Source organism: Undibacterium sp. GrIS 1.8, assembly GCF_040544445.1.
GTDB lineage: Bacteria > Pseudomonadota > Gammaproteobacteria > Burkholderiales > Burkholderiaceae_D > Undibacterium.
This window is the reverse complement of sequence record NZ_JBEONQ010000030.1, coordinates 1-25,698: the sequence shown is the minus strand read 5'-3', so window position 1 is coordinate 25,698 and position 25,698 is coordinate 1. Positions and strand designations below refer to the sequence as shown.

Genomic DNA, 25,698 nt, shown 5'->3' with positions numbered 1-25,698 from the left:
CCTATTTGATTTCACTGGATTTTTCAATCTTTTTCGTCTTTTGACCAAACATCGGTTTCAAATCCCCTCTCTCGCGTGCGGGAGAGGGAACTTTAACCCTGTGCTAACGCACGTCCAATCAGGATTTTTTGGATGTCTGAGGTGCCTTCATAGATTTGGCAAACCCGTACATCACGGTAAATCCGCTCGACGGGAAAATCGCTGACGTAGCCATAACCACCATGCACTTGTATCGCATCGGAGCAGACTTTTTCTGCCATTTCAGACGCAAACAATTTCGCCATCGCCGCCTCTTTCAAACAAGGCTTACCTGCATCTTTTAAACTGGCGGCATGCCAGATCAATTGACGGGCGGCCTCGATCTGGGTCGCCATATCGGCCAGTTTGAACTGCACCGATTGATGATCAAAAATCGCTTTACCAAAACTGGTACGATCCTTGGCATACGCCAGGGCTGCGTCAAAAGCGGCGCGTGCCATCCCCACCGATTGGGAGGCAATCCCGATGCGACCACCTTCTAAACCGGATAGGGCAATTTTGTAACCCATGCCTTCTTCGCCGATCAAGTTCTCAGCTGGAATACGACAATTTTCAAATAAAATTTGCGCCGTATCGGAAGAATGCTGTCCCATTTTTTGTTCCAGACTGGCGACGATATAACCCAGTGTATTGGTTGGCACCCAGAATGCGCTAATACCTTTTTTGCCTGCAGCTTTATCGGTGACTGCCATGACAATAGCAACGTCCGCATGCTTGCCACTGGTGATGAATTGCTTGACACCGTTCAATACGTATTCGTTGCCCTCTTTCTTCGCTGTAGTACGAAGATCGGAGGCATCGCTGCCCGCATGCGGCTCGGTCAGGCAGAAAGCACCAAGCATCTTGCCGCTGGCCAGCGGTCGCAGCCATTGGTCTTTTTGCGCGTCGTTCGCATACATCATGGCGATACTGCATACCGGACAATTATTGACCGAGATCACAGTGGAAGTACCGCCGTCACCAGCAGCAATTTCTTCCAGTACCAGCGCCAGAGACAGATAATCCATCCCTGCGCCGCCAAGCTCTTCCGGCACGGCGACACCATAAGCACCCATCTGCGCTAGTTCTTTTAATTCTGCGGCAGGGAAGTGGTGCTCTTTATCCCAGCGCGCTGCGTTGGGGACTAATTTTTCCTGCGCAAATGCGCGAATGGCATCGCGTATCATTTCGTGTTCTGGCGTTAATAACATGCTTAGTCTCGTAATTTTTATGGATTGCTAATGACTTACCAACTTATTAGAACTTACGCCTTGCTGGGGCAATTTTGCGTAAGTCCTAGGTATCTATAAATCTATCACCAGCTTATACCCGTGCCGTCGTAATTAAAAAACTGTCCATTATCTTTTACGGTAAAAGCAGCCAGACTAGCGCGTATTCCACTAGCGCTTTGTTCCACCGTGATATCTGCACCAGCCCCACCCATATCAGTTTGTACCCAGCCTGGATGGAAGGCAACGCAGACAACATGTTTTGCTTCCAGCGAGACATCTTTTAACACTGAATTGAGAGCGGCTTTACTAGCGCGATACAACCATCCACTGGAACTCTCACGCAAACTGATTGAGCCCATACGTGATGAGATCACTGCCAGCTTACCTTTGGTGTTTTCTACGAGAGGCAACACCATCGGTAAGATACGCATCGCAGCCAGAACGTTGGTATGCATCACCTCGTCAAAATGGTTTTCGTCCGGTGAAGTCAAACCAGAAATTCGAGGTCCATACACACCGGCGTTCAGAATCGCGATATCAATTTTTTCATCATCCAGCCGCCAGCCTAATCCCGCGCAATCGTTCAGATTGGTGACATCCAGCGGTAAAGCCTCACAGCCCGCCGCTTGTAAAGTCGCCAGATCTTCCGGTTTGCGAGCAGTGGCGATGACGCGCCACCCGGCAGCTTTATATTGCTTTGCCAGTTCGTGGCCGATACCGCGAGAGGCACCGAGAATTAAGGCTGTTGGCATTATTTTTCCAGAGATAGAAGATAAAAACTGAGTTTGTTGATCGGGTGCGCTGAGTGCTATTTAAACCAGCTCAATCGCCATCGCTGTACCTTCACCACCACCAATACACAGTGATGCGACACCGCGTTTTTTACCTTGCTTTTTCAACGCACCGATCAAAGTGATAATGATACGGGCACCTGATGCGCCGATAGGATGACCCAATGCACAAGCACCGCCATGAACGTTAATCTTGTCATGAGAAATACCGAGGTCTTTCATCGCTGCCATTGGCACTGTTGCAAAGGCTTCGTTAATTTCGAACAGATCGACATCGGCAGTTGTCCAGCCAATTTTTTTATACAGCTTTTCTATCGCGCCGATGGGTGCTGTGGTGAACCAGCCCGGTTCTTGCGCGTGGCTGGCGTGACCAAGGATTTTGGCGATCGGTGTCAAGCCGAGTTCTTTGGCTTTAGACTCACGCATCAAGACCAGTGCAGCGGCACCGTCGTTGATCGATGAAGAAGATGCAGCAGTAATCGTGCCGTCTTTTTTAAACGCCGGTTTCAATGCCGGAATTTTATCGAGCTTGGCTTTGAGCGGACCTTCATCTTTATCGATGACCACATCACCACTGCGACCAGATACCGTCACCGGAGCGATTTCCCATGCAAAAGAACCGTCGGCAGTCGCTGCCTGTGCGCGCTTGACAGAGGCGATTGCAAACGCATCTTGTTCTTCACGGCTGAACTGGTATTTGGCGGAGCAATCCTCGGCGAAAGTGCCCATTGATCTGCCTTTGTCGTATGCATCTTCCAGACCATCCAGCATCATGTGGTCGTACATCATGCCGTGACCGATACGATAGCCGCCACGCGCTTTAGGGATCAGATACGGCGCGTTGGTCATCGATTCCATCCCGCCGCTGACCATGACTTCATTGCTGCCCGCAAGAATGGAGTCAAACGCCATCATGGTTGCCTTCATCGCAGAGCCGCACATTTTTGATAAGGTCACCGCACCGGTAGACATGGGCAAACCCGCAGCCAATGCAGCTTGGCGCGCTGGCGCCTGACCTTGACCTGCCATCAGACAGTTGCCGAACAAAACTTCTTCAATCAGTTCTGGTTTAACGCCAGAGCGCTCTACTGCTGCCTTGATCGCCACTGCACCCAATTGACTAGCGGTGACAGAAGAAAAGTCGCCCTGAAATGCACCCATAGGTGTGCGTGCGGCGCCGACGATAACGATAGGATCATTCATGTGATATCTCCAAAAAATTGTTTGTAAAGATGAGGCGAACTTTTGTGAATTATTTTTGCGAACTCTGTGTTTTCAACTCATTTAACTGATGCAGTTGAGTTTGATGGCTGAAGCGTACTTCTTGCGGATAAGGGAAAACATCATCCACCTTGCCCGCCATAATGCGTAGCTTGCGCGTTTGCCAGTAATCTGCCGTCAGTAAATCGGCATGATGCTTCATAAAATACTGCCGCACCTTGGGGTTGCCCAATAAGAACGGGCCGAACTGTTCTGGGAAGACATCATTTTTTGCGACTGGATACCACGGCTCCGACGCCATCTCATCCTCTTCATTGCGCGCTTGCGGAATCACGCGAAAATTGCAATCGCTGACGTATTCAATCTCATCATAATCATAGAACACGACACGGCTATGGCGCGTCACGCCAAAGTTTTTATACAGCATATCGCCAGGGAAAATATTTGCCGCGACCAGCTCTTTAATGGCATTACCGTATTCAAAAATACCGTGCTCAATGGCCGCATCATCGCCGCTTTTCTCTGCTTCTCCCAAGAAGATATTTAAGGGCACCATCCGTCTTTCGATGTACAGATGTTTGATAATAATTTCATCATCATCTTCTTCTACAATCGAGGGCGCATATTGCTTAATCTCCGCCAGCAACTCTTCAGAAAAACGGGCTCGTGGAAAGGCAACGTCCGAGTATTCCAGCGTATCTGCCATACGGCCAACACGGTCATGATTTTTGACCAGTTGGTATTTTTCTTTGATCAGCGCCTTAGTGGTTTCTTTCGGCGGCGGGAAGCTATCTTTTATCAGCTTGAACACATACGGAAACGATGGCAGAGCAAATACCAGCATCACCAGACCACGGATACCCGGTGCGGCTTCGATGCGGTCTGACGAGTATTTGAGGTGATGCAAAAAGTCACGGTAGAACAAGTTTTTGCCATGCTTTTGTAAACCCAGAATTGTGTAAATTTCACTGCGCGGCTTCTTGGGCAAAATGCTGCGGATGAACTGCACATAGGCCGATGGCACCAGCATGTCCACCATGAAATAAGCGCGGGTGAACGAGAACAAAATCGTGATCTGTATTGTGTCAAACAGGATGGTATCAAGCACCAATTCACCCTTACGATTGTGCAGAATCGGAATGATAAAAGGTGACTCTTTGTTCCCGTTAATCCGTTTGCCGACGATGTATGCACCCTTATTGCGGAAGAACAAATTCGCCAGTACCTGTATCTGGTGATTTGGCTCTAATTTATCGCTTTCTAGCAGCAATTTTAAACGCTCGGCGACGAACTCTACGTCCCTGTCCAAATCCGCAAAACTCGCTTTGAGCTGGAAGTTGGTGATGATGCGTTTGAGCGTGTAATGCAAGCCATCTTTGGCGGGATAATATACGCGATAAGTTGGTGGCGTATCTTTGTTCTCGATATATTCGGTAGAGACTGCCGGACGCACAAAAATAAAATCATTGTGAAAGTAATTTCGGTGCAGTATCTTGGTGCAGACGGTATTAAAAAATGTCTCTGCCAGTTCCGGCTGCAAATGGTCAATCAGCAATCCCATGTAATGTAGCTTCACTTCGCGCCAGACCTGATCTGTCAGGTCCTCTTGCTCGTACTCGTCCTCTAAACTTTGCACACATTCTTTTACGCGCTTATCGTAGTAACCGATACGTTCGCGTGCCGCATTTTGTGCGGCCTTCCAGTTCCCGGTTTCAAAATCACTTTTTGCAGTCTGGCTGGAGGCGCGGAACAAACGGTAATGTTTGTCGAAGCCATCCATGATCGTGCGCGCAATATCGAACGCGATCTGAGAGGACAACAATTTAGGGAAGGCGACTTGGGGCATAGTGTCTTAGTGTCGGGGCAATTTTGCTACGGATTTAGCTTCGGATTTAGCTTTAACGGCGGCGGCAGAATTCAAAAGTTTCATATTCGCTCTGGGTTACAAACTTGGCTGCAAACTAGACTGCAGTTTGATCAGGTTCGCCAAGTCTACCCCCATACCGCCGCAGACGACGATCAAGGGTCGCTGATATTGCGCCAAGATCGCAAGCTCTTGATACGCCACGGCCAAAGCAGCACCACAAGCAGGCTCCACCAAAGTACGCATATCGTCAGCAAAACTCAGGCACGCCTGTATCGCCTGTGCGTCGCTGACAGTGACCGCATGGATCTGATGGGTTTGAGTATGATCAAAAGCCTGCTGCGCTACCCGTCGCGCACCCAACGTGCTGGCAATAGAGGTAATCGCAGGCAAGGTCACCAGCTCATCCGCCTGCACTGCTGCATGTAACGATGCGGCGCCCTCAGTTTCTACTGCAATCACCGGAATATTCGCTAAGCCATTGCGTTGCAAACCCTGCACAATCCCGCTGAGTAAACCGCCACCGCCGACCGAGCAAATCACCGCATCAAAATCATGTCCTGCCTGCACCACTTCATCAATGAGCGTGGCATTGCCATCCCAAATATCAGGGTGATCAAACGGCGGGATATACACTGCATTCGGGTCCTGGCACAGCTTAAGCGCGAGTTGATTTGCCTCGTCCCATTGCGTGCCTTCTATAATCAATCCCGCACCGATCGCGCGAATTGCCTCACGCACATTCTCTGGCGTCGAGTGTGGGACGACGATGGTGGTGCGTACTGCCAGGGCGGCGCCCGCTACTGCAGCGGCAAATCCGGCATTGCCACCCGAGGGACAAACCAGGTGCGTCGCGCCATTGGCGACCGCGCGCTGGCACATCAGACCAATCCCGCGCAGCTTGAATGAGCCTGAAGGCTGCGTGTTTTCCATCTTCAGCCAGACTGCTTTACGTAACTGCGCCGACAACTTGCGATGCTGTAGCAATGGTGTCTGGATGTGTAGAGTAGCTGGCAAAGTAGTTAACATGGCAAGTGAGCTATTCATCGAAGCTGGTTGGCGAATGATTGAAGCATGAGAAAAGATCGGATTATTGCGCTAACGTAAAAAGTTGATTCTGCATAAGTATCGACATATTTTAATATACTCCCCCAATATATTTTATAAATATGCCTTATTGTCCAATAATTCTATTGACAACTTAAATATACCTACTGGGAGTATCTTTTAATTCAATATCAGCACACTAGCAAAACCGGTACAAATACCCCATCCATCTTGCCAGCGCACATCGGCCTCCCCTCCTTATTTCAAGGACGGATAATCCCTTACTTCGTCTCTGCAAACAACTCACGACCGATCAGCATACGACGGATTTCGCTGGTGCCTGCGCCGATTTCATACAGCTTTGCATCACGCCACAAACGTCCGACTGGGTATTCATTGATGTAACCGTTGCCGCCCAGAGTCTGAATCGCTTCGCCCGCCATCCAGGTGGCTTTTTCTGCGGAGTACAAAATCGCGCCAGCGGCATCTTTGCGCATCGCACGCACGGCCTCTGGTGTTTTGGCACGATCGCAGGCCTGACCAACGGCATACACATAGGCTTTGCAAGCCATCATGGTGGAATACATATCTGCCAGTTTGCCCTGCATTAACTGGAATTCGCCGATAGGCTGACCGAATTGTTTGCGGTCATGGACGTAAGGCACAACGGCATCCATACAGGCTTGCATGATTCCGAGCGGACCACCGGACAATACGGCGCGTTCAAAATCCAGACCTGACATCAATACGTTCACACCTTTGCCCAGACCGCCAAGAACGTTTTCTGCTGGCACTTCGCAATCTTGGAATACCAACTCACCCGTGTGGGAGCCGCGCATGCCGAGTTTGTCGAGTTTTTGCGCGATGCTAAAACCTTTAAAACCTTTTTCGATCAGGAAAGCGGTCATGCCGCGTGGACCCGCCTCCAGATCATTCTTCGCATACACCACCAGCGTATCCGCATCGGGGCCATTCGTAATCCACATTTTGGTACCATTCAACACCCAGCGATCGCCTTTAAAATCAGCGCGCAATTTCATGCTGACGACGTCTGATCCTGCGTTAGGCTCGGACATGGCCAATGCACCAATATGCTCACCAGAAATCAGCTTTGGCAGGTATTTGGCTTTTTGCTCAGGCGATCCGTTGCGATTGATCTGGTTGATACACAGATTGGAATGCGCGCCGTAAGACAAGCCGACGGAAGCAGAGGCGCGGGAAATTTCTTCCATCGCGATGATGTGCGCCAGATAACCCATATTGGCGCCGCCGTATTCTTCTGAAACGGTCATGCCATGCACGCCTAAATCGCCGAGCTTGCGCCACAAATCCATGGGGAACTGGTCACTGCGGTCAATCTCGGCCGCGCGCGGTGCTATTTCTGCCTCCGCAAATTGCTGGATTGCTTCACGCAAGGCGGCGATGTCTTCGCCATGATCAAACGTTAAACCTGGGAGATGCAGCATGTCGTCCTCACTTTTTTATGTTGAATGTGTTACCAGATAATGATTATCGCAGCGAAATTCTATACAAACTCGATGGAAATGCAGCCAAAAATCATACTTCAAATTGACGTTTACGTAAACGTCAATCATATTTCTAAAATGCAAACTGGTAGTTTTACCAGGACTTACGCAAAATTGTCCCAGCAAGGCGTAGCGACGAAGACAGTACTTTAAGTACGGCGAGTCGCTGTAACGCAGTTGGGGCATTTTTTCGTAAGTCCTATTTACTTATCCTCCGTTTGCGATGCCAGCGTCAACAAGCGATGGCTCTCTTCTTCGTGCGCGCTGATTTCTGCCAGCATGACTTCAATATCTTCCCGCTGTTGCTCCAAGGCAGCACGATGGCGCGCTAATACACTTAAAAAGCTTTGTAACTGCGGCGCTGTGTCCTTGGGTGAGCCATACATATCGACCAGACTCTTGATGTCAGACAAGCTCAGACCGAGGCGTTTGCCGCGCAAGGTCAGTTTGAGATGTGTTCTTTCGCGGGCGGTATAAACGCGGTTGCGCCCGCTGGGACCATCCCGCGTGGGGCTGATCAGACCCTGATCTTCGTAAAAACGAATCGCCCGCGGGGTAATGTCAAATTCTCGTGCGAGGTCGGTAATTGTGTAGGTGGCCATGTTGATCAAGTCGGGAAATCGGAATAGTAGACAAAACATCGGACAAAACAGGAAAGCGGTTTTCTGGCTACAATCGCAGGCACTGTTTGCAAACTGCGGTCGTACGTTGGTATTGCACGCTGATATTGCAGGCAAATAATTGTTGCAAGTAATTGTTGCAAGTAATTGTTGCAAGTAAGCTGCATATGAACGTTTGCATTCAGCTTGCATTTACGCTCGGTATTTACGCTTGGCATTTACGTTTACGTAAGCGTCAAACTGCCTGAAATCGCATTGTAGGATATTCCTTGGCGCATGTGTGCCGAAAAATAGGATTTCCCAGAATGCCCTAATGCTCGCCGACTGACCTTCAATCAGATGCAAAACGAACCCAACAAGAAATCACATCACGAGACCAGAAAGCCGCTATGAATCCTCTTGAACTGCAACTCGATTATCCCCTAGGCGAGACCTTGCCTGACTTGGGCAAAACTATCGTCATCGCGCCGGGCGTGTTGTGGATCAGGATGGGCTTACCGTTTGCGCTGAACCATATCAATTTGTGGTTGATTGAAGATGATTACGAGGGCGAGCATGGCGTAATACATGGCTGGACCGCGATTGACTGCGGCATCTCCAGCGAGCCGACGCGCGATGCATGGGAAGCCTTATTCAGTGATCCTGCGCTCGGCCTGCGCGGTCTGCCGATTGTGCGGGTGCTGGCAACGCATTGTCATCCCGATCATATTGGTCTGGCGGATTGGTTATGCCAGCGCTGGCAAGCACCGTTGTGGATGACGGCAGGCGAGTACGCATTTGCCCGCATGATGTCGGCCAGTTTGCCGGGAGCCGATGGCAGCGCGATGTTTCCGCATTTTAAAAAACACGGTATGGTGTCGGAGATGCAGGAGCAGATTGCCGAGCGTAAAAGTTATTACACCACGCTGGTACCAAGCGTGCCGACGGCATATCGGCGCATGCAAGAAGGTCGCGACGTGCGCATCGGCGGACATGACTGGCAGATCATTACCGGCTTCGGCCATTCACCAGAGCATGCTTCGTTGTACTGCGCAGCGCTGAATCTGCTGATCTCCGGCGACATGGTGTTGCCGCGTATCTCGACCAATGTGTCGGTGTTTGCGATTGAGCCGGAAGCCAATCCTGTGCAGCAATATCTGGATTCGCTGGCGAAATACGCATCTTTGCCGGAAGACGTGTTGATACTCCCGTCACATGGCAAACCTTTTCGCGGTTTGCATACCCGCATCCAGCAACTGAATGATCATCACCGCGATCGTCTGGCGGAAGTCGTCGCGGCCTGTGCGACCGAAAAATCTGCAGCAGATATCGTGCCGATCATGTTTCCACGCGCCTTGGATGCGCATCAACTGACGTTCGCCTTGGGTGAAGCGCTGGCGCATTTGCACAAGCTTTGGTTCGATGGCGTACTGCGCCGTAACTTGGGTGCTGACGGAATTATGCGATTTGTCACTGTATAGCCAAATGCATACTAAGAGGGAGTAAGCTACATTAAAGTCGTATTGTCCATATTTTATTTGGACAATACGACAAATTAAACCGATACTCCCCTAATTTTAAATAATCAAGCGGAAGTTTAGCGAATCATCTGGCGGCGAACCTCATGCGGCATTAAGACCTTTTGCTACCTTGGTGAGCAACTCAGCACGACCCAACTTATCATCCTTCACATCCTCATCTACTCATGCCTAACACCACGCATCCAGCGCCCGTCAGCACCTATAGCACTTATATCAAACTCGTCTTCGTCGCCTTGTTCTGGGGCGGCACTTTTATCGCTGGCAAAGTGGTGGTGCAACAAATCCCGCATCTGATTGTAGCGACCGGGCGGTTTTTGGTTGCCAGCAGTTTGTTGCTGCTGATGGCGTGGCGTTTGGAAGGCGGCTTGCCCAAACTGACACGACAGCAAATGCATGCGACTTTTGCACTCGGTGCGACTGGGATTTTTTTATATAACATTTGCTTTTTCTCCGCTCTGGAGCGCATGCCCGCTGGCCGCACCGCCTTGTTTGTGGCGCTCAACCCAATCATCACGGCGCTCGCGCTGGCAGCGTTTTTTGGTGAGCGTCTGGGCTTTAGAAAATGGCTGGGGATTGCCATTGCGTTTGTCGGTGCTGCCATCGTGATCACCCGCGGCGATCTGGCAGGTGCCTGGCATGACATTGCGCAATCTGTCGGTGCGGGCGAATTATTTATGTTCACCGGCGTTTGCGCCTGGGCGGCATACACCATCATCGGTCGCCATGCGCTCAAAGGTTTAAGCCCGATTGCCGCTACCGCTTACGCGGCGCTGTGGGGCTTGTTGTTGCTGGCATGTGGCGCGCTGTTTGAAATCCGCGACGTCAACTGGCAACACTTTACCTGGCCCGCTGTGGCGGCGATCGTGTATCTCGGTGCGATCGGTACGGTGGTTGGTTTTGTCTGGTATTACGAAGGCGTAAAAACCATAGGCCCGGCACGCACCGCCGTATTTAATAATCTGGTACCGGTATTTGGCATCAGCCTGAGTGCGCTCTTGCTGGGCGAGCCGGTTCTGGCATCGATGGTGATTGGCGGTTTGCTGGTGATTGCAGGCGTGTCGCTGACCAATAAATAAATCGGTGACCAAATGATGCAAAACTAGCACAGATTTTTATACCCTTTTTGCTCGCTCGTTTCCGGCACGGCCAAGATACTCCCCATTATTTTTCATAAAAACAGCCAATTGTCCAGTTAATACATAGACAATCTAAATATACTCATGGCGGGTATATTTTTTATCTGCTCTGTATCTCCAAATATCACGCACGCGATTTAAAAAATCGCTCTATTTTTTGTTGTCATTTTGTACTATTCTAAGCGCTAAGACTTCGCTTTCGCTGAGATCAAACGTAGCCACAAGCAAGCTGACGCAAAAAACAAACATAGGGGATCGTATGCAACAGCGCCCGCACCATTCCGTTTGGCTAAGTCAGTATGCTGTTGCTGAACAATTGCGTGTTCCACGATGACGCCCGACTACAGTTTTGGCGCGCACATGTTTGGCGCCGCCACCGTTTCTAAAGAGGCGATCTACCATGCGATGGTGGAGCAATCGCTAGACGGTTTGATCGTAATGGAAAATAACCAACTAGTGGATTGCAATCCCAGTGCCGAACGTCTGTATGGCGCGACCCGGGCGCAATTGATGTTTAAATCACCGGTTGATTTCTCAGCGCCCTACCAGGCTGATGGCAGAGATTCCCCCAGCGCTGCCGAATATTATGTGCGGCTGGCGGTTGAAGGTTATCCCCAACGCTTTGAGTGGATCGCCCGCAAATTAGACGGCACTTTATTCCCTACCGAATTGTGTATCAGTCGCTTGATTGACGGCGACGTCATCAGAATCATTATCGTCGTACGCGATCTGACAGAACGTCAACGCACCGAGCAAGAGTCCTTGCGCAGAAGCCGGCAGCTACAAATTTTGCTGGATAATTTTCCGGGTGGCGTCAGCTTGATGGATGAGAGCGGTTATCTGGTGGCATGGAACCAGACCATGGTCAACATACTCGATCTGCCGCCAGCACTGATTGAACAAGGAATGCCGCATATTCAAGAGATTCTTCGCTTCAATATTGCGCGCGGTGAATTTAGCGAATTCGGCACCAACGACACTCAGCGATTTGAGTATATTTTAGGTCTGCTTGAACGAAAAACACCATTTAGCTATGAGCGCACACGCAAGGACGGCAGTATTCTTGAGGTACGTAGCGCGCCGATCAGTAGCGGCGGCTTTGTCACTACCTGTGTCGACATCACCGCCAAGCGCAGCATCCAATCTGAATATAAGCGCCAGTCGCTGCTGCTACAAACGATATTAAGCAATATGCCGCAAGGTATCAGCGTGTTTGACCAGGACTTGCGACTGCAAACCTGGAATCAGGGATTTTTAGACATCCTCGATTACGACCCGGCCAACATTTATCGTGGTGTCCATTTTGCGGATTTGTTGCGCATCATGGCCGAGCGTGGCGAATATGGCGATGGCAATATCGACGATTTAATCCAGCAACGGCTGGCCTTAGCGATGCGCTTTGAAGCCCATCAATTTGAGCGAGCCCGCCCTAACGGGCATACGCATCTGGTGCAGGGTAATCCGATTTATGAAGACATCAATATCGATATTCATGAGGATAAAAGTGAAAATAAAAGCGATGGCAACACAGATCGCAACCCGGGTCAAAAACTAAGTGGATTTATTACCACTTACACCGACATCACCAACCTCAAAGCCGCCGAGCTGGCGTTGTCTAAAGCCAATGCCTTGTTAGAGCAAAATGTCGCTGATCGCACGAGCGAATTACGCATCGCTTTAAACGATTTAATCCGCAGCGAAAAATTAGCCGCACTGGGTTCGCTAGTGGCTGGCGTGGCGCATGAGCTGAACACACCGATTGGCAATAGCTTGCTGATTTCTAGCACGCTCAAAGAACGCACAACAGAATTTACCGCCCTATTAGAACAAGGCCAGATTAAACGCTCTTTGCTGATCAATTATCTGCAAGAAGCCGAGCAAGCCTCGGCGCTGCTAGAGCGCGGCTTAAGTAGCGCAGCAGAATTAATCAGGAGTTTTAAACAAGTTGCAGTAGATCAGGCGAGTTCTAAGCGGCGGCCTTTTAATCTGAAAAAAATCAGTCAAGATATCCTTGCAACGGTAATCATCAAAATCCAGCAAGCAGGCATACAAATGCAATTGGATATTGCTGACGATATCGAGATGGATAGTTATCCAGGTCCGCTAGAACAAGTCATCAGCAATTTGATCGACAATGCCATCCTGCATGGCTTTGAGCAATTTACAAATCCAGAGAGCGGCACCATGCATTTATCCGCAAAACGACTTGACCATGAGACGCTGGAAATCCGCTTTCAAGATAACGGGATTGGCATACCGGACGAGGATTTGTCGCGCATCTTTGACCCTTTTTTCACCACCAAATTAGGGCGTGGCGGCAGCGGACTTGGCCTGAACATTGTGTACAACATCGTGACCTCGCTGCTGGGCGGAAAAATCAGTGTAGAAAGTCATTACGGCCAAGGTGCATGCTTTATTTTGCATTTGCCGCTGGTCGCACCGACGGAAGAAACTAGGCATGGCAAAGAGTAAAGGGGACTTCTGAAAATTCATGTCGGAGTCAATAAGCAAGTCAATATAAGAATCTATTTTTGAATCTATTTTTACATCAATACAGAAATCAGCTACCAAGGAACATCATGACCAGCAAAGCAACAGGCACATTTGAAGTCACTTTATCGGCACTGACATTACACCACGGCGAGGCCGTCGCAATGATGGGTAGGCGCTCAATTGATAAACAGTTTCAGGGCGATTTAGTCGGTACAAGCCAAGGCGAAATGCTGAGTATCGGTACTGAGGTAAAAGGATCGGCTGCGTATGTCGCCATAGAATATGTCACCGGATCGCTGCATGGCCGCAGCGGCAGTTTTGCGCTCCAGCACAACGGCATCATGAATCGTGGCGCACCGCAGTTATTAGTAACCGTTGTACCAGATTCCGGCACGGGGGAATTACGGGGATTGACCGGCAAGCTGATGATTAATATCGCCGATGGAAAACATGCCTACGATTTTGATTACGACTTTGCTCAGGAAGATTAATCGTATCGACAGCTATTGCTATCGTTATTCGCAATGTTGCTGCGTGCTCCAAAAATCGACATTTCCCCTTCATGCCTAAAAATCAAATTAAGCTATTCGTGGTGTATGCCATCTGCATGATGATGTTGATGTTATGGATTGAACACAGCACCAGATATCATGCCTTGCGGGAGCCACTCGGCGCACTGTTTGGTGCTTGGCTGCCCATAGGCTTGTCGATATTTGGCATTCAGAACGGATGGGTGATTGGTAAGTTTTCCATCATTAATCGTGATAACAGCCCGATCAGCTTCTGGATCATTATTGCAGCCGGTTTTATGCTTGGCGTATTCCTGCTTTATCGTGGTGTGTCGGGGCTATTGCGTTGAGACAGCATTAATACACGCAAGATGTTTTTGTGATTTGCTCATGTAATTTGGTTTTAATAGTTCGTTTTAATAGGTCTGATATTTAGCCGCAATCGAAGTTTGATCTGGCAATGGTGCAAAAAAAAGGGAGCTTTCGCTCCCTTTTTTATTTCGTCATCAATTACATTTTTGCAGACAAGCTTAAGCCTACAGTCAACGGACGAACGCGGTAACCTTCGCTGACAAACTGGACATTAGGACGTTGAATTACTTTGTCGTTGTTCAACAGATTTTTTGCAAACAAGGACAGCTCCCATGTACCCCAAGTTGCGCCAACGCTGGCATCTACGGTGCTGTAAGCAGGGCGATCATAGTCAGGATCGGTGTGTACCAGACTACCGTGGCTACTACCGACCCAATGTACGGCTGCACGAGCGAAACCATAAGTATCATTGGCAAGATCAAAGTTGTATTGACCAGTCAGGCTGGCATTGTATTTAGGTACGCCTTGGATGGCATCGCCAGAGACTGCGCCGATAGATGGAATGTCGCTGGACAACTTGGCATCAGTGTAACCGCCGGAGAAGCCGATCAGGACGTTGGAACTTGGCTTAGCTTTAACTTCAAATTCAAAGCCATAGCTTTTTGCTTTGCCGACGTTGGTCTCAAAGTCGAAACCGCAACCTGGCAAGGACACGTCTTGTTGTAGCTTATTCCAGTCGATGTAGAACGCGGCCAAATTGACGGATAAACGGTTGCCCATCAAACGCGATTTGCTACCGACTTCATAGCTCCATAATTTGTCTGGATCAAATGAGGTTGGTGCTGAAGTTAAGTTCAGGTTTTTAAAGTCTGCAGCACAAACCGAGACTGGAATTGCGCGGTTTTGTCCACCCAAACGGAAGCCCTGGCTGGCACTGGCATACAAATTATTGTTAGGATCGACTTGCCATGTAATCGCAAATTTAGGGGTAGTCGCCTTGAAGTTGGAACTGGCATCCGAGTGCGCAGGTCCGCCGGCAAAGAAGAAGTCGCCATCACGCGATAAGGAATCTGTAGCACGTAAATAGCGAGCACCGACGGTAGCATGCAGGGTTGGACTGAAGTAGTAATTGACCTCACCAAACAAGGCAGCTTGCTCTGTACGGTAATGACGTGCGCTGAAATAGGAGTTATCACCTGGGAAAGTAGAACCTAGCAGATTAGGATCAGCAGGATCAGCGCCAGCGCTAGCAAATGCTTTGTTAATGCCAAACACAGGTTCGTTATCAACCACATTAGTTTTCAGATTGGAGTAGAACAAACCACCAATCCAGGTGATCGGCGACGCCGCAGGGTCGTAAGGCTTAGAGGTAAGCCGGATTTCTTGCGAAAACTGACGAACTTCGTTGTTCAGATACACCGCCGATGGCAGACCCGCAACTGTGTCACCCAGGCCGGCCGGTGCGCTTGGTATAGCATTGATCAATCCACCGATGTAGCTACTGTTGACGCTGGTGCCGTCTTGCGTACGATCAAAATTACGTTGGAACAGGCTCGATACCGATACCAGATCAGCAAAACCCATGTCGTAATTGATGGTCAGGCTAGGTACAGTCAACTTGTCGGTACCAGGTTCTCTGACGATTTTATTGGTTTGATTACCAGGCAAGGAAGTGTAGAAAGCGTCGATGTCGGCGGTTTTCACTTCTTGGTAAAAGATCGCTGGCGTAATCGTCAAATTCTTGGTCGGCGACCACTTTAAAGCGATTTTGGCAACCGAACTTTCTTCCGAATTAATACCGGAGGCAACTACTTTGCCATCGGTAGGAGAAACCTGATCAACATAGCCGCTGTTGCGTCCTTTTTGCAAGCCAATGCGCAATGCCAGCTCGTCTTTAATCAATGGCAGATTGAATACGCCGTTGACCGTGTAATTGGTGCCGCCACCTTTGGTAGACGAGACCTCGCTATACACATTGGTCTCGCGCTCGTTAAAGTTAGGCTGATTGGTGATGAACTTGAGCGTGCCACCCATGGAGCTGGCACCGTATAAGGTGCCTTGCGGGCCGCGCAACACTTCGATGCGATCCAGATCAAACAGTTTTGGTTCGGCGCTACCCAAGCTGTAGAGATTGCGCGTCGTCATCGACACGTCGTCCATATACACGCCAACGGTAGCAGAACCTGCGGCGGAGCTGACGCCACGGATTTCAATATTGTTCAGACCGGCACCGGAACCGCTGGCACCAGAGAAAGAGACGTTAGGAATCGCGCGGGTGACGTCGCCGATGTCGGTAATATGCTGCCCGACGATATCATCGCCGCGAATGACAGAAATACTCAGCGGTACTTTGCTAGCATCTTCTTTACGCTTTTGGGCGGTTACGGTGACGGTATCAATTTGCTCGGTACGTTTTGCCGCGCCAGTTGTGGTATCCGTCGTTGTTTGAGCATAAGCAGAACTTGCAAAAATGGAGGAAATCGCCGCCGCAAGGCAAGCTAGTTTGCCGTTGTATGAGTGCATGTTGTAAGGCCTTATCTAAAAGTCTGGTTGAGTGTAGCTTTTGCTGAGCTAGTGATTAAATTTAAAAAGAAAGATTGAAAATTGAAATCGAAACTGGAATGTTGCTTGTCCGGCAAACCTAGCCATCTTCAAGCCATCTTTATCTTGCAGGAATTGCTTAAGTTGTATAGCTGACTCAAAGGTAGCATGAAGTACGGAGGCGGAAAAGGAAGCCGGCTGGCAGTGTGGTATTAATGGTATACATCGAATATCGATCAAAAATGCTTCACCATGGAGCAAAAAACAAATGCTTTAGTCAATAAATACGTGGCGAAACTCTGCGCAAACAAAAATCCTCAATGTCATTGTTTATTCCATTTTTGTAGCCTACAAAACAATCGGATATTTATATACTCCCATTAAATTTATCTAAAACTACCTTGTTGACCAATAATTATATGGACAACTGAAATATACCTACCTGGTGTATATTTAACTCAGACATAAATTTTGAATCTGAGATTTACCCAGAAAGCGAACTAGGCGAGAAAAAATGCGCGCTGTCTTTTCATTTTTATTTATTTGTATGACGAGGCGCTTTTCTCGGGCAAGACAAGTTCCGCCTTAAGAGAGTGCGGGCATGCACTTACATCGCTCTTACGCAAATAGGTAAATAGAGGTAATTCAGTAAAAATGGAGTTTGCAGGATGTAAAAATAAGATGTCTGAAGCAATCTTATAAACCAATTTATACATAAAACTCAGCTGCGCGCGAAATGCTTTGCCATGTTAAAGCGACCTTAAATATGCCAACCCAGCAATCGCGCGGCTGCCGTACCAAGACAGCATTTCGCCATCTACCAGCTGCACCGGTTTGCCGATTTGCTGCTCTAAAGCGTCAACATGGATTTCTGTAAACCGATAGGGTTCGGTCGAGAGCAAAACGCCGTCAATCTCGCTGGCTACTTGATCGCTCCACTCAAACCGGGGATAGCGCTCGGTGGACTGTGGATGCTGCCAGGTTCTCCAGCCGATCAGAGACAACATATTGGCAATATAAGTGTCGTTGGACACCGTCATCCACGGGTCTTTCCAGATGCAATACAGCATGGTTTGTGGCCGTGCGGTTTGCGTCAACGGTGCTAGCTTAGTGTCAGGCTTGGTGTCGAGCTGAGCGTAGTTTTTTTCAAACTCAGTGCAGAGTTTTTCAGCGGCGGGTGCGACCTGAAAAATATCGCCAAGCAAACGATACAGGACAAGATTGTCACGCGGTGTGATGGGATGGGTGACGACGATATGTGGAATAAATGCGGCAAGTTGATCGACGGTGGGCTTTTGGTTTTCATCGATGTTGACGATGAGATGGGTAGGCGCAAGGCGACGGATTTTCTCGATATTGACATCTTTAGTGCCACCGATTTTGGGGATGGTTTTGACAATATCTGCCGGATGAATACAAAAACCTGTACGACCGACCAGCCAGGAAGCCAGCCTCAGATCGCACAGCAATTCGGTAATTGACGGCACCAGACTAACGATGCGCGGATTGGCATCAGCGGGGAGATGGGCCTGACCCATAGCGTCAATTAGCGGCATATTTACTATACTCCCCCGTTATTTTACAAAAAACTACTTAACGTCCAATGATATTACGGACTATTGAAATATACTTATTAGGAGTATATTTCATTGAAATTCTACAAAGATGTCATCAGGATTCATTTGCACGCGGTTTTCTGCGTGCTTTGGCAAAAACACGATCATAAAGCCAGTTTGGAAGCACGCGCATTAGCTTGGCAACTACGCCCATTTGCCAAGGGATAATCCGATAAGAATCACCACGATCAATCGCAGCAACGGCTGACTTGGCAAAGGCCTCAACCGGCATTAAAAACGGCATAGGATAAGGGTTGTCACGTGTCATCGGGGTATCAATATAACCGGGTGCAATGGTCACCACTTTGATGCTGCTTGAGCGCAACTCGACGCGCAACGACTCGCAATAACTGATCACCGCCGCCTTGGAGGCGCTGTAGGCTTCAGCCCCCGGCAAGCCACGTATGCCGGCGACACTGCCGATACCGACCAGACGGCAATCTTGCTGTTTGGCGTAGCCTTGCATCGACGCGATAAACGGCGCGAAGGTGGCGACGGTCGCAATTAGATTGGTCTCTATGACGCGAGCAAAGACAGGAATATCTTCGGCATGCTCAGTCAAAGTTCCGACAGAAATACCCGCATTGGCAATCACGACATTCACTTGACCGACCGCCTGGATAAAATCCGCAGCAGCCTTGGCCAGCGCGGCGTGATCGGTAACATCTAAAGGGTAAATTTGATGCTTGTCTGCGTTGGGCAAGCTTTGTCGTAATTGTTCCAATACGTCCTGACGGCGTGCGACCAAACCAAGCACCGCGCCTTGCTCAGCAAAACTACGAGCCAGTGCTGCACCGATACCGGAAGATGCGCCTGTGATAAATACTGTTTGCATATAAAAAAAGTCCGTCATTGACTGACGGACTTCCTTAAATTATTACCTACCCAAATCGGGAAATTATTTCTTTTTTGCAGCGTCTTTTGCCGCTGGTGCTGCTGGTGTTACTTTACTTGCTGCCGGTGCTGCCGCAGCAGGTGCATTTTTGTCCTTCAAGATTTTATTAAACAAGAAATCCAGAACTTGAATACCGGCGACATTTTGTGCATCTTCAGTCACACGTCCCAAGCCCTTCGCTGCCATTGCAGGGTCAGTCATATAACGACCATCGACTGCAAACATTGGCACGCTATCGATACGGTAAGCATCTTGCATCTGTGCTGAGCGATTGACTTTGCTTTGCACTGCGAACGAGTTATAAACGTCCATAAATTTTTGTTTATCCAGACCCGATTTCGTCACAAATTCCATAATATCGGCATCGCTTTGCAAGCGGTTACGCTCAATGTGGAGTGCGGCAAACGCCTTGGCATGGAATTCTTCTGTTTTACCCATGGCTTCTAAGGTGTAATACAGTTTTTGCTGCGTGACCAAGTCGTGAAAGTTGACATGGATACGTTTAAAGACAATATTGTCACCTTGCTTTTTTACCCATGCGGCGATCACTGGCTCTAAAGCATTGCAATGCGGGCAGAAGTAGCCAAAGAATTCAATGACTTCTACTTTCTTTCCGCCTTCGGCTGGCTGCGGACGATCTAACACCGTATATTCAACACCATTTTGCGGCATTGTTGGGCTTGCGCTAGCGGTCGCAGCGACAAAACCTAAGCCCAAACCAAACCCAATTACTAACAACATTTTTTGTGTCATTTGACGGATTGAACGCATCACTTTTCCTTTATAGTATTCAAGAATATGTCTTGCTATTGCAACTGACTCAGAACTACTTAGCGGTACGGACCACTGCGACATCCACACTATTTTCAGACAACTTTGCGCGCATTCGGTTCATTGTTTCGATCTGATTAAATGGACCAATCCGAACTCGATACAGCGTACCATTATCCGAGGGCTTTTCGCTGACACGAGCCTCAAAACCGATCAACGCCAGCTTGGCGCGGGCACTCTCTGCATCAGCCTGATCGCGGAATGCACCTGCTTGCAAATAATAAACAAACTTCTCATCGACAGCATCGCCAGCTTTAGTGGCATCAGTCGGTTTGGCTTCAGTTTTTTCTTGCGCTGCGACTGCAGGCTTGGTGTCTACCTTTGCGTCAGGCGCTTTAACCGGAGCTGTTACCGTGGCAGCAGGATTGGCAACGACTTCCGACGTCTTGGCATCAGCAGGTTTTGCAACGTCTTTAGCGGCATCTTTGACGGCGTCTTTGTTACCGTATAGAGGTTTATTCGGATCTTGTGTTTGCGTCAAAGGCGCATCTGCGGGCTTGGCGCCTTTATTGGTAAAAGGCGTGGAAGATTTGGTAATCAATAATGCGACAGCGACGGCGATTGCCAAACCGATGACTAAACCGACGATCAGTCCAAGCAAGGTACCGCCATGCTGACGGACGGTTTTAATAGTTTGATAGCGATGATAAGAAAGCGATTTCATGCGTCTCCGATTTGATAGGTCTTAAATGACTTTATATTGACACTTAGATTGGTACTTATGTTTAGACTTAAATTCACACATAGACATATATTATTTCAGCGTAGTGCATTGATCAATATTGATAGATATTGATCAAAATGCGCTGTCGCTAAAGTAATTCGCCTAAGCTCTCTACATTTTATTCGGCGCCGATACGCCAATCAAGGCGAGTCCGTTACGCAAGACCTGGCGGGTTGCCAGCATCAAAGCCAGACGTGCCATTTTGGTCGCTTCATCATCGACCAAAACCCGTTCGGCATTGTAATAGCTATGCAGCTCGCCTGCCAAATCGCGCAAATAGAAAGCGATTTGATGTGGCCCCAGCTCGTCCAGCGCTTTTTGCAAGGCTTCTGGATATTCTGCCAGTTTGGCTAACAAAGCTGCCTCGCGTACGGCAGTAAGCGGAGACAGATCGACGTCTTTTAACTTCGCCAGCAAGTCTTCATCGCTGCTGTATTGCGCCAGCACGGAGCAAATCCGGGCATGGGCGTATTGCACGTAATACACAGGATTTTCGTCTGAACGCGCTAAGGCGACGTCAACATCGAACACGAATTCGGTATCGGCCTTGCGCGAAATCAGGAAGAAGCGCACTGCATCCCTACCTTTAACGACATCGCCATTACCGGACCAATCAATCAGATCACGCACCGTGACATAGGAGCCTGCGCGCTTAGAGATTTTGACCTCGGCACCGTCCTTCATGACGGTGACCATTTTATGCAGCACATAGTCAGGATAGCCTAACGGTACGCCCACATTGGCAGCTTGCAAACCGCCGCGCACGCGAGCAATGGTGCCGTGATGGTCGCTGCCCATAATGTTGATCGCCTTCTGGAAACCACGTTGCCATTTGACGATGTGGTAAGCAACGTCAGGGACAAAATAAGTATAAGTCCCGTCAGACTTCTTCATGACGCGGTCTTTGTCGTCGCCGTATTCTGTGCTGCGCAACCATAAGGCGCCATCGAGTTCGTAGGTTTTGCCAGCTTTGATTAGGGCTTCTACTGCGGCTTCTACTTTCCCATCTTTATATAGGGAGGTTTCTAAGTAGTAGTTATTAAACTTCACGCCAAATGCGAGCAAATCCATATCCTGTTCGTTACGCAGGTAGGTCACGCTGAACTGGCGGATAGAATCGATATCGTCGACATTGCCAGTGGCAGTAACAGGTGCGCCATCGCTTGCAGAAACGGTCTTTTTAGCTAAAAAGTCGAGTGCGATCTCAGCAATATAGTCGCCGTTATAAGCTGACTCTGGCCAACCTGCTTCACCTGGCTTGAAGCCTTTGGCGCGTGCTTGCACGGACAAAGCGAGGTTTGCAATTTGTACGCCGGCATCGTTGTAATAAAACTCGCGCGTGACATCATAGCCTTGTGCCTCAAATAAGGCGGACATCGCGTCACCCAACGCACCTTGGCGTCCATGACCGACATGCAAAGGTCCGGTTGGATTGGCAGAGACAAATTCGATGATGACTTTCTTACCTGCGCCTTGGTCACTTTTACCAAAATCTGCGGTTTGCTCTAATACCGTTTTGACGATGGCTTGCTTAGCGGCGTCTGTCAGACGAATATTGATAAAGCCCGGACCAGCGATTTCGGCAGCGGCGATCAAGCTACTGGATTGCGCCATGATTGCGGCAACAATGGCCTGCGCCAGTTCACGTGGATTTTTTTTGAGCGGTTTTGCAATTTGCATTGCGATATTGCAAGCGATGTCGCCGTGCGAAGCGTCGCGCGGGCGTTCCAATACGATATTTGGCGTTAAATCGCTGCCAACCAACAAAGGCTGAACAGCGAGTTGGAATAGTTTGGAAATTTCTTGTTTTTGTTGAGCTAGCATAGTGTGCGCGCACCTCGCGTTAAGGCTGAGGTATAGGTAGGTGTGTATGTAAAGAGATAGCAAACATTATACTGTCTTGCACACTCAAAGTCCGTATTGGCGTTGGACGAGCTGGTGAAGAGCTAGCAGATACCCGTTGATTGAGGTCTGATTAGTCAGGACAGTTTTGCGTAAGTCCTGATTGGTGTCTGATTGATCCTCGATTGCCTGAGAAGACTGTACCTGATTTGGACTGGAAACTAGCTACATAATTAGTGCAGCATGAAAAAGACGTTTAAATATACTCCATATAGTATATTTAAACGTCCATATAATCATTGCACACTGAAGCATATTTCAAAAAATATGGGGGGAGTATATTATTTTCCTGCACGTTATTTGCATTCTTGCCTGACGGTGGCTTCAGTCAGATCGCGCACTACAAGCCTGACGGTCGCCACCTTATTTTTAACCCAGATTTTCCATTAGACCGCTACCACTTCGCAAAAAACGTAGGCGGCGTGCGGTCTTCAGAGGAATAGCACCACCGCGATTTGAGTGGGAACGCTACAGCGACAATTGCACCTTTGGCGAACTGCCTGGCGTTGTTGCTCCTCCTAGCAAGATGCAGCTTGCGTCGTCGTCGCGTCTAGCCAGTCAGTCCGCCAAAGGCACACTTGTCGCTGTTCCAATGGAAAATCTGGGTTTAAGCCAGGGATTTTGCAGATAGCTGGGCTGTAGGAGCATTTTCTTCTTTATAACGCTGAACAATAGCCAGCATCTTGCCCATAAACACACCGTTTAAGATGCCAAACAGTACACAAACAATTATGACAAACAGAGATTCTGTTTTCCAGTGCGTATCTATCGCCAACATCACATTCACGCAATATTTGATCATGAAAATCGCCATCATCAATGTTAAGGGCACCCAACTTCCTGCCAGATGAACTTTTGATTCAGCTCGCATGACGATGACTTTGTTGCTTTTGGCTAATTTCCATGTCAACGCGGTGACCAAAATATAGCTGAGGCCCCAGCTCATTATCGCAAGGGGGCTGATACCAAAGTTGCTCAGCATCCCTTGCAGCGACAAGCCAAGCATCACGACAGGAATAATGCAAATTGACTTCAAGCTAACAACCCGGTCTTTGCTGGCAATACCACCTCGATAGATTAAAAATCCCAGAATTGCCCAGACCCAGAGTGGCGTATGTGTGATGATTTGACTTAACATTTTATTTCTCCCAGTGATGTAGTGATGCTGCATGGTGACATTTCATATTCTGCGTGCCGAATCATTTGCGACCAGCGAACACCAGATGTCGTGAAACACTTCGGGAATGGTGTGAATGCACCTGACCTAACGTGTAAAATGGATTGTTTTACTAGCTGAGATTATTTATGTGGTTTAAGAACTTACAGATTTTTCGTCTTCCTAGTCCTTTGCAAATAGATGTAGAGGAACTGAATGCGCAACTTGCAAAACAAGCATTTTCGCAATGCGCTTCAGGCGACATGCAAAGCGAAGGTTGGGCATCTCCGCGCGACAATGATCTTTTAGTCCATAGCGTTGGTAGCCAATTGTTCTTACTGCTTGCGACGGAAAAGAAATTATTACCTTCCACGGTGATCAATCAGGTGACGAAAGCACGCGCTATTGAACTGGAAGAGCAGCAAGGATTTGCGCCAGGCCGCAAGGCAATGAAAGATTTGAAGGAGCGGGTAACGGAGGAATTGTTACCACGCGCCTTCGGCATCAAGCGCACAAGCTGGGTATGGATTGATCCCGATCACGGTTGGCTGGTGATTGATTCATCCAGTCCAAACAAGGCAGACGAAGTAATTAAACTTCTACTGAAATGCACTAGCAAATTACCGTTAGAGAGTTTGCGTGTAACAATGTCGCCTACGGCCGCGATGACAGATTGGCTAGTCGGCAATGAAGCGCCAAAAGGTTTCACCATAGATCAGGACACAGAATTAAGAGCGCATACCGAAGATAAGGCGACCGTCCGTTATGTTCGCCATACTTTGGATGCAGATGATGTACAGCGGCATATTGCGGCGGGTAAGCAGTGCACCAAGCTAGCATTAACCTGGAACGACCGGATCTCTTTTGTACTGACAGAGACATTGGCGGTTAAACGTATTAAACCGCTGGATATTCTGGATGAAGATACCGATAAACGTACCAGCAATGATGAGGAGCGTTTTGATGCCGACTTCATGCTAATGAGTGCCGAATTGGCTAGCATGCTGGACGATTTGGTATTCGCGCTTGGCGGAGAAATTTCAACTGCGATAGCAGCTTAAGATTAAAGTTAGCGCTAGTAGCACACCATTATTTCACTAGTTATGAAAGTGACTCGATCAGCTATAACTCGGAGATATTGGTGCGCTAAACATAGCCTGGATACGATATTTTTATTCTGAGGTATGTGTACAGGTAAATAGAAATTATCTACGAGAAGCATTCACCAGAAATAGAAATACGAACATAAAAAAAGACGAGCAATTTGCTCGTCTTTTTTGTTCTGGCGGAGCGGACGGGGCTCGAACCCGCGACCCCCGGCGTGACAGGCCGGTATTCTAACCAACTGAACTACCACTCCGAAACTACTTAACCTTGGTACTACAAGCTTATCTGATGGTGGGTGCTGAGAGGCTCGAACTCCCGACCTACGCCTTGTAAGGGCGCCGCTCTACCAACTGAGCTAAGCACCCGATCTGCTTAATTCAGATAATCTTCATCGTTTGTCACCACGACTACAGAAGCAAAATTATACTGCTTCTACTATCCCGCTGTCCAGATATTTTTCACATAATTTCCACTATTTACTGGGAACGTCTGTCATTTCTATCTGTACTAGCTTACTACTCATGAGTTAATTGCATATGTTAAAAAAGGCAAAAGCCCTTAACTCTGTGGAGTTAAGGGCTTTGCGGAATAAAAGCCTGACGATGACCTACTTTCACACTGGTTGCAGCACTATCAT

The 25,698-nt window shown here is 48.6% G+C and carries 20 protein-coding genes and 2 tRNA genes; 6 read left to right on the top strand and 16 right to left on the bottom strand.

Going from position 1 to position 25,698, the window contains the following annotated elements; genetic code table 11:
• Positions 1 to 92: 92 nt before the first annotated feature.
• The 7 genes from AAKU64_RS14665 to AAKU64_RS14635 form a co-directional block, all read right to left on the bottom strand.
• Positions 93 to 1,229 (bottom strand): acyl-CoA dehydrogenase family protein, encoded by a 1,137-nt coding sequence (locus tag AAKU64_RS14665; protein ID WP_354333496.1) that lies wholly within the window; start codon positions 1,227 to 1,229, stop codon positions 93 to 95.
• 104 nt (positions 1,230 to 1,333) lie between these two features.
• On the bottom strand, positions 1,334 to 2,002 hold the full coding sequence (locus tag AAKU64_RS14660) for an SDR family oxidoreductase (RefSeq protein ID WP_354333497.1): 669 nt from the start codon (positions 2,000 to 2,002) through the stop codon (positions 1,334 to 1,336).
• 60 nt (positions 2,003 to 2,062) lie between these two features.
• Positions 2,063 to 3,244 carry an acetyl-CoA C-acetyltransferase gene (locus AAKU64_RS14655; protein WP_354333499.1) on the bottom strand — a complete coding sequence of 394 codons (1,182 nt, stop codon included), beginning with the start codon at positions 3,242 to 3,244 and terminating at the stop codon, positions 2,063 to 2,065.
• Between the two features lie 49 nt (positions 3,245 to 3,293).
• On the bottom strand, positions 3,294 to 5,108 hold the full coding sequence (gene aceK / locus AAKU64_RS14650; RefSeq protein ID WP_354333501.1) for a bifunctional isocitrate dehydrogenase kinase/phosphatase: 1,815 nt from the start codon (positions 5,106 to 5,108) through the stop codon (positions 3,294 to 3,296).
• Between the two features lie 96 nt (positions 5,109 to 5,204).
• Entirely contained in the window at positions 5,205 to 6,173 is a 969-nt protein-coding gene (locus AAKU64_RS14645; protein WP_354333503.1) for a pyridoxal-phosphate dependent enzyme, read from the bottom strand.
• Between the two features lie 281 nt (positions 6,174 to 6,454).
• Positions 6,455 to 7,639, bottom strand: coding sequence for an isovaleryl-CoA dehydrogenase (locus AAKU64_RS14640; RefSeq protein WP_322120426.1), 1,185 nt, complete (start codon positions 7,637 to 7,639; stop codon positions 6,455 to 6,457).
• Between the two features lie 263 nt (positions 7,640 to 7,902).
• A complete protein-coding gene (locus tag AAKU64_RS14635) occupies positions 7,903 to 8,301 on the bottom strand; it encodes a MerR family transcriptional regulator (protein WP_354333505.1) in 399 nt (132 codons plus the stop codon).
• A gap of 407 nt (positions 8,302 to 8,708) precedes the next feature.
• Here AAKU64_RS14635 and AAKU64_RS14630 point away from each other — a divergent pair, with 407 nt between their 5' ends.
• The 5 genes from AAKU64_RS14630 to AAKU64_RS14610 all read left to right on the top strand — a co-directional run bounded on the left by AAKU64_RS14630 (position 8,709) and on the right by AAKU64_RS14610 (position 14,327).
• Complete coding sequence (locus AAKU64_RS14630) at positions 8,709 to 9,779, top strand: MBL fold metallo-hydrolase (RefSeq protein ID WP_354333507.1); 1,071 nt, start codon at positions 8,709 to 8,711, stop codon at positions 9,777 to 9,779.
• A gap of 224 nt (positions 9,780 to 10,003) precedes the next feature.
• The gene (locus AAKU64_RS14625) at positions 10,004 to 10,915 is read left to right on the top strand and encodes a DMT family transporter (RefSeq protein ID WP_354333509.1); all 912 of its coding nucleotides are present in this window, start codon (positions 10,004 to 10,006) and stop codon (positions 10,913 to 10,915) included.
• 390 nt (positions 10,916 to 11,305) lie between these two features.
• On the top strand, positions 11,306 to 13,447 hold the full coding sequence (locus tag AAKU64_RS14620) for a PAS-domain containing protein (RefSeq protein WP_354333511.1): 2,142 nt from the start codon (positions 11,306 to 11,308) through the stop codon (positions 13,445 to 13,447).
• A 107-nt stretch (positions 13,448 to 13,554) separates the two neighbouring features.
• A complete protein-coding gene (locus tag AAKU64_RS14615; protein WP_354333513.1) occupies positions 13,555 to 13,959 on the top strand; it encodes a DUF3224 domain-containing protein in 405 nt (134 codons plus the stop codon).
• Positions 13,960 to 14,030: 71 nt separating this feature from the next.
• A complete protein-coding gene (locus tag AAKU64_RS14610; RefSeq protein WP_354333515.1) occupies positions 14,031 to 14,327 on the top strand; it encodes a hypothetical protein in 297 nt (98 codons plus the stop codon).
• Between the two features lie 160 nt (positions 14,328 to 14,487).
• Here the strand turns inward: AAKU64_RS14610 and AAKU64_RS14605 are convergent, their stop codons facing one another.
• From AAKU64_RS14605 to AAKU64_RS14575, 7 genes are all read right to left on the bottom strand, one after another.
• The gene (locus tag AAKU64_RS14605; RefSeq protein WP_354333517.1) at positions 14,488 to 16,812 is read right to left on the bottom strand and encodes a TonB-dependent receptor; all 2,325 of its coding nucleotides are present in this window, start codon (positions 16,810 to 16,812) and stop codon (positions 14,488 to 14,490) included.
• Between the two features lie 767 nt (positions 16,813 to 17,579).
• The gene (locus AAKU64_RS14600; RefSeq protein ID WP_354362340.1) at positions 17,580 to 18,386 is read right to left on the bottom strand and encodes a helical backbone metal receptor; all 807 of its coding nucleotides are present in this window, start codon (positions 18,384 to 18,386) and stop codon (positions 17,580 to 17,582) included.
• A gap of 115 nt (positions 18,387 to 18,501) precedes the next feature.
• Positions 18,502 to 19,281: an SDR family oxidoreductase gene (locus AAKU64_RS14595; protein WP_354333521.1), complete on the bottom strand. Its 780-nt coding sequence runs from the start codon at positions 19,279 to 19,281 to the stop codon at positions 18,502 to 18,504.
• Positions 19,282 to 19,344: 63 nt separating this feature from the next.
• Positions 19,345 to 20,112 carry a thiol:disulfide interchange protein DsbA/DsbL gene (locus AAKU64_RS14590; protein WP_354362339.1) on the bottom strand — a complete coding sequence of 256 codons (768 nt, stop codon included), beginning with the start codon at positions 20,110 to 20,112 and terminating at the stop codon, positions 19,345 to 19,347.
• A gap of 55 nt (positions 20,113 to 20,167) precedes the next feature.
• Positions 20,168 to 20,836, bottom strand: coding sequence for an SPOR domain-containing protein (locus AAKU64_RS14585; protein WP_354333524.1), 669 nt, complete (start codon positions 20,834 to 20,836; stop codon positions 20,168 to 20,170).
• 171 nt (positions 20,837 to 21,007) lie between these two features.
• Positions 21,008 to 22,720 carry an arginine--tRNA ligase gene (gene argS / locus AAKU64_RS14580; RefSeq protein ID WP_354333525.1) on the bottom strand — a complete coding sequence of 571 codons (1,713 nt, stop codon included), beginning with the start codon at positions 22,718 to 22,720 and terminating at the stop codon, positions 21,008 to 21,010.
• Positions 22,721 to 23,405: 685 nt separating this feature from the next.
• A complete protein-coding gene (locus tag AAKU64_RS14575) occupies positions 23,406 to 23,969 on the bottom strand; it encodes a DUF6622 family protein (RefSeq protein WP_354333527.1) in 564 nt (187 codons plus the stop codon).
• A 134-nt stretch (positions 23,970 to 24,103) separates the two neighbouring features.
• Here AAKU64_RS14575 and AAKU64_RS14570 point away from each other — a divergent pair, with 134 nt between their 5' ends.
• Complete coding sequence (locus tag AAKU64_RS14570; RefSeq protein WP_354333529.1) at positions 24,104 to 25,015, top strand: recombination-associated protein RdgC; 912 nt, start codon at positions 24,104 to 24,106, stop codon at positions 25,013 to 25,015.
• A 222-nt stretch (positions 25,016 to 25,237) separates the two neighbouring features.
• Here the strand turns inward: AAKU64_RS14570 and AAKU64_RS14565 are convergent.
• A tRNA-Asp gene (locus AAKU64_RS14565) sits at positions 25,238 to 25,314 on the bottom strand.
• A gap of 36 nt (positions 25,315 to 25,350) precedes the next feature.
• Positions 25,351 to 25,426 (bottom strand) — tRNA-Val (locus tag AAKU64_RS14560).
• Positions 25,427 to 25,698 lie beyond the last annotated feature (272 nt).

What these genes read in the sequence shown, in the direction of transcription:
- AAKU64_RS14665 (WP_354333496.1), bottom strand. Translation starts at nt 1,229, where the DNA reads ATGTTATTAACGCCAGAACACGAAATGATACGCGATGCCATTCGCGCA.
- AAKU64_RS14660 (WP_354333497.1), bottom strand. Translation starts at nt 2,002, where the DNA reads ATGCCAACAGCCTTAATTCTCGGTGCCTCTCGCGGTATCGGCCACGAA.
- AAKU64_RS14655 (WP_354333499.1), bottom strand. Translation starts at nt 3,244, where the DNA reads ATGAATGATCCTATCGTTATCGTCGGCGCCGCACGCACACCTATGGGT.
- aceK (WP_354333501.1), bottom strand. Translation starts at nt 5,108, where the DNA reads ATGCCCCAAGTCGCCTTCCCTAAATTGTTGTCCTCTCAGATCGCGTTC.
- AAKU64_RS14645 (WP_354333503.1), bottom strand. Translation starts at nt 6,173, where the DNA reads ATGAATAGCTCACTTGCCATGTTAACTACTTTGCCAGCTACTCTACAC.
- AAKU64_RS14640 (WP_322120426.1), bottom strand. Translation starts at nt 7,639, where the DNA reads ATGCTGCATCTCCCAGGTTTAACGTTTGATCATGGCGAAGACATCGCC.
- AAKU64_RS14635 (WP_354333505.1), bottom strand. Translation starts at nt 8,301, where the DNA reads ATGGCCACCTACACAATTACCGACCTCGCACGAGAATTTGACATTACC.
- AAKU64_RS14630 (WP_354333507.1), top strand. Translation starts at nt 8,709, where the DNA reads ATGAATCCTCTTGAACTGCAACTCGATTATCCCCTAGGCGAGACCTTG.
- AAKU64_RS14625 (WP_354333509.1), top strand. Translation starts at nt 10,004, where the DNA reads ATGCCTAACACCACGCATCCAGCGCCCGTCAGCACCTATAGCACTTAT.
- AAKU64_RS14620 (WP_354333511.1), top strand. Translation starts at nt 11,306, where the DNA reads ATGACGCCCGACTACAGTTTTGGCGCGCACATGTTTGGCGCCGCCACC.
- AAKU64_RS14615 (WP_354333513.1), top strand. Translation starts at nt 13,555, where the DNA reads ATGACCAGCAAAGCAACAGGCACATTTGAAGTCACTTTATCGGCACTG.
- AAKU64_RS14610 (WP_354333515.1), top strand. Translation starts at nt 14,031, where the DNA reads ATGCCTAAAAATCAAATTAAGCTATTCGTGGTGTATGCCATCTGCATG.
- AAKU64_RS14605 (WP_354333517.1), bottom strand. Translation starts at nt 16,812, where the DNA reads ATGCACTCATACAACGGCAAACTAGCTTGCCTTGCGGCGGCGATTTCC.
- AAKU64_RS14600 (WP_354362340.1), bottom strand. Translation starts at nt 18,386, where the DNA reads ATGCCGCTAATTGACGCTATGGGTCAGGCCCATCTCCCCGCTGATGCC.
- AAKU64_RS14595 (WP_354333521.1), bottom strand. Translation starts at nt 19,281, where the DNA reads ATGCAAACAGTATTTATCACAGGCGCATCTTCCGGTATCGGTGCAGCA.
- AAKU64_RS14590 (WP_354362339.1), bottom strand. Translation starts at nt 20,112, where the DNA reads ATGCGTTCAATCCGTCAAATGACACAAAAAATGTTGTTAGTAATTGGG.
- AAKU64_RS14585 (WP_354333524.1), bottom strand. Translation starts at nt 20,836, where the DNA reads ATGAAATCGCTTTCTTATCATCGCTATCAAACTATTAAAACCGTCCGT.
- argS (WP_354333525.1), bottom strand. Translation starts at nt 22,720, where the DNA reads ATGCTAGCTCAACAAAAACAAGAAATTTCCAAACTATTCCAACTCGCT.
- AAKU64_RS14575 (WP_354333527.1), bottom strand. Translation starts at nt 23,969, where the DNA reads ATGCAGCATCACTACATCACTGGGAGAAATAAAATGTTAAGTCAAATC.
- AAKU64_RS14570 (WP_354333529.1), top strand. Translation starts at nt 24,104, where the DNA reads ATGTGGTTTAAGAACTTACAGATTTTTCGTCTTCCTAGTCCTTTGCAA.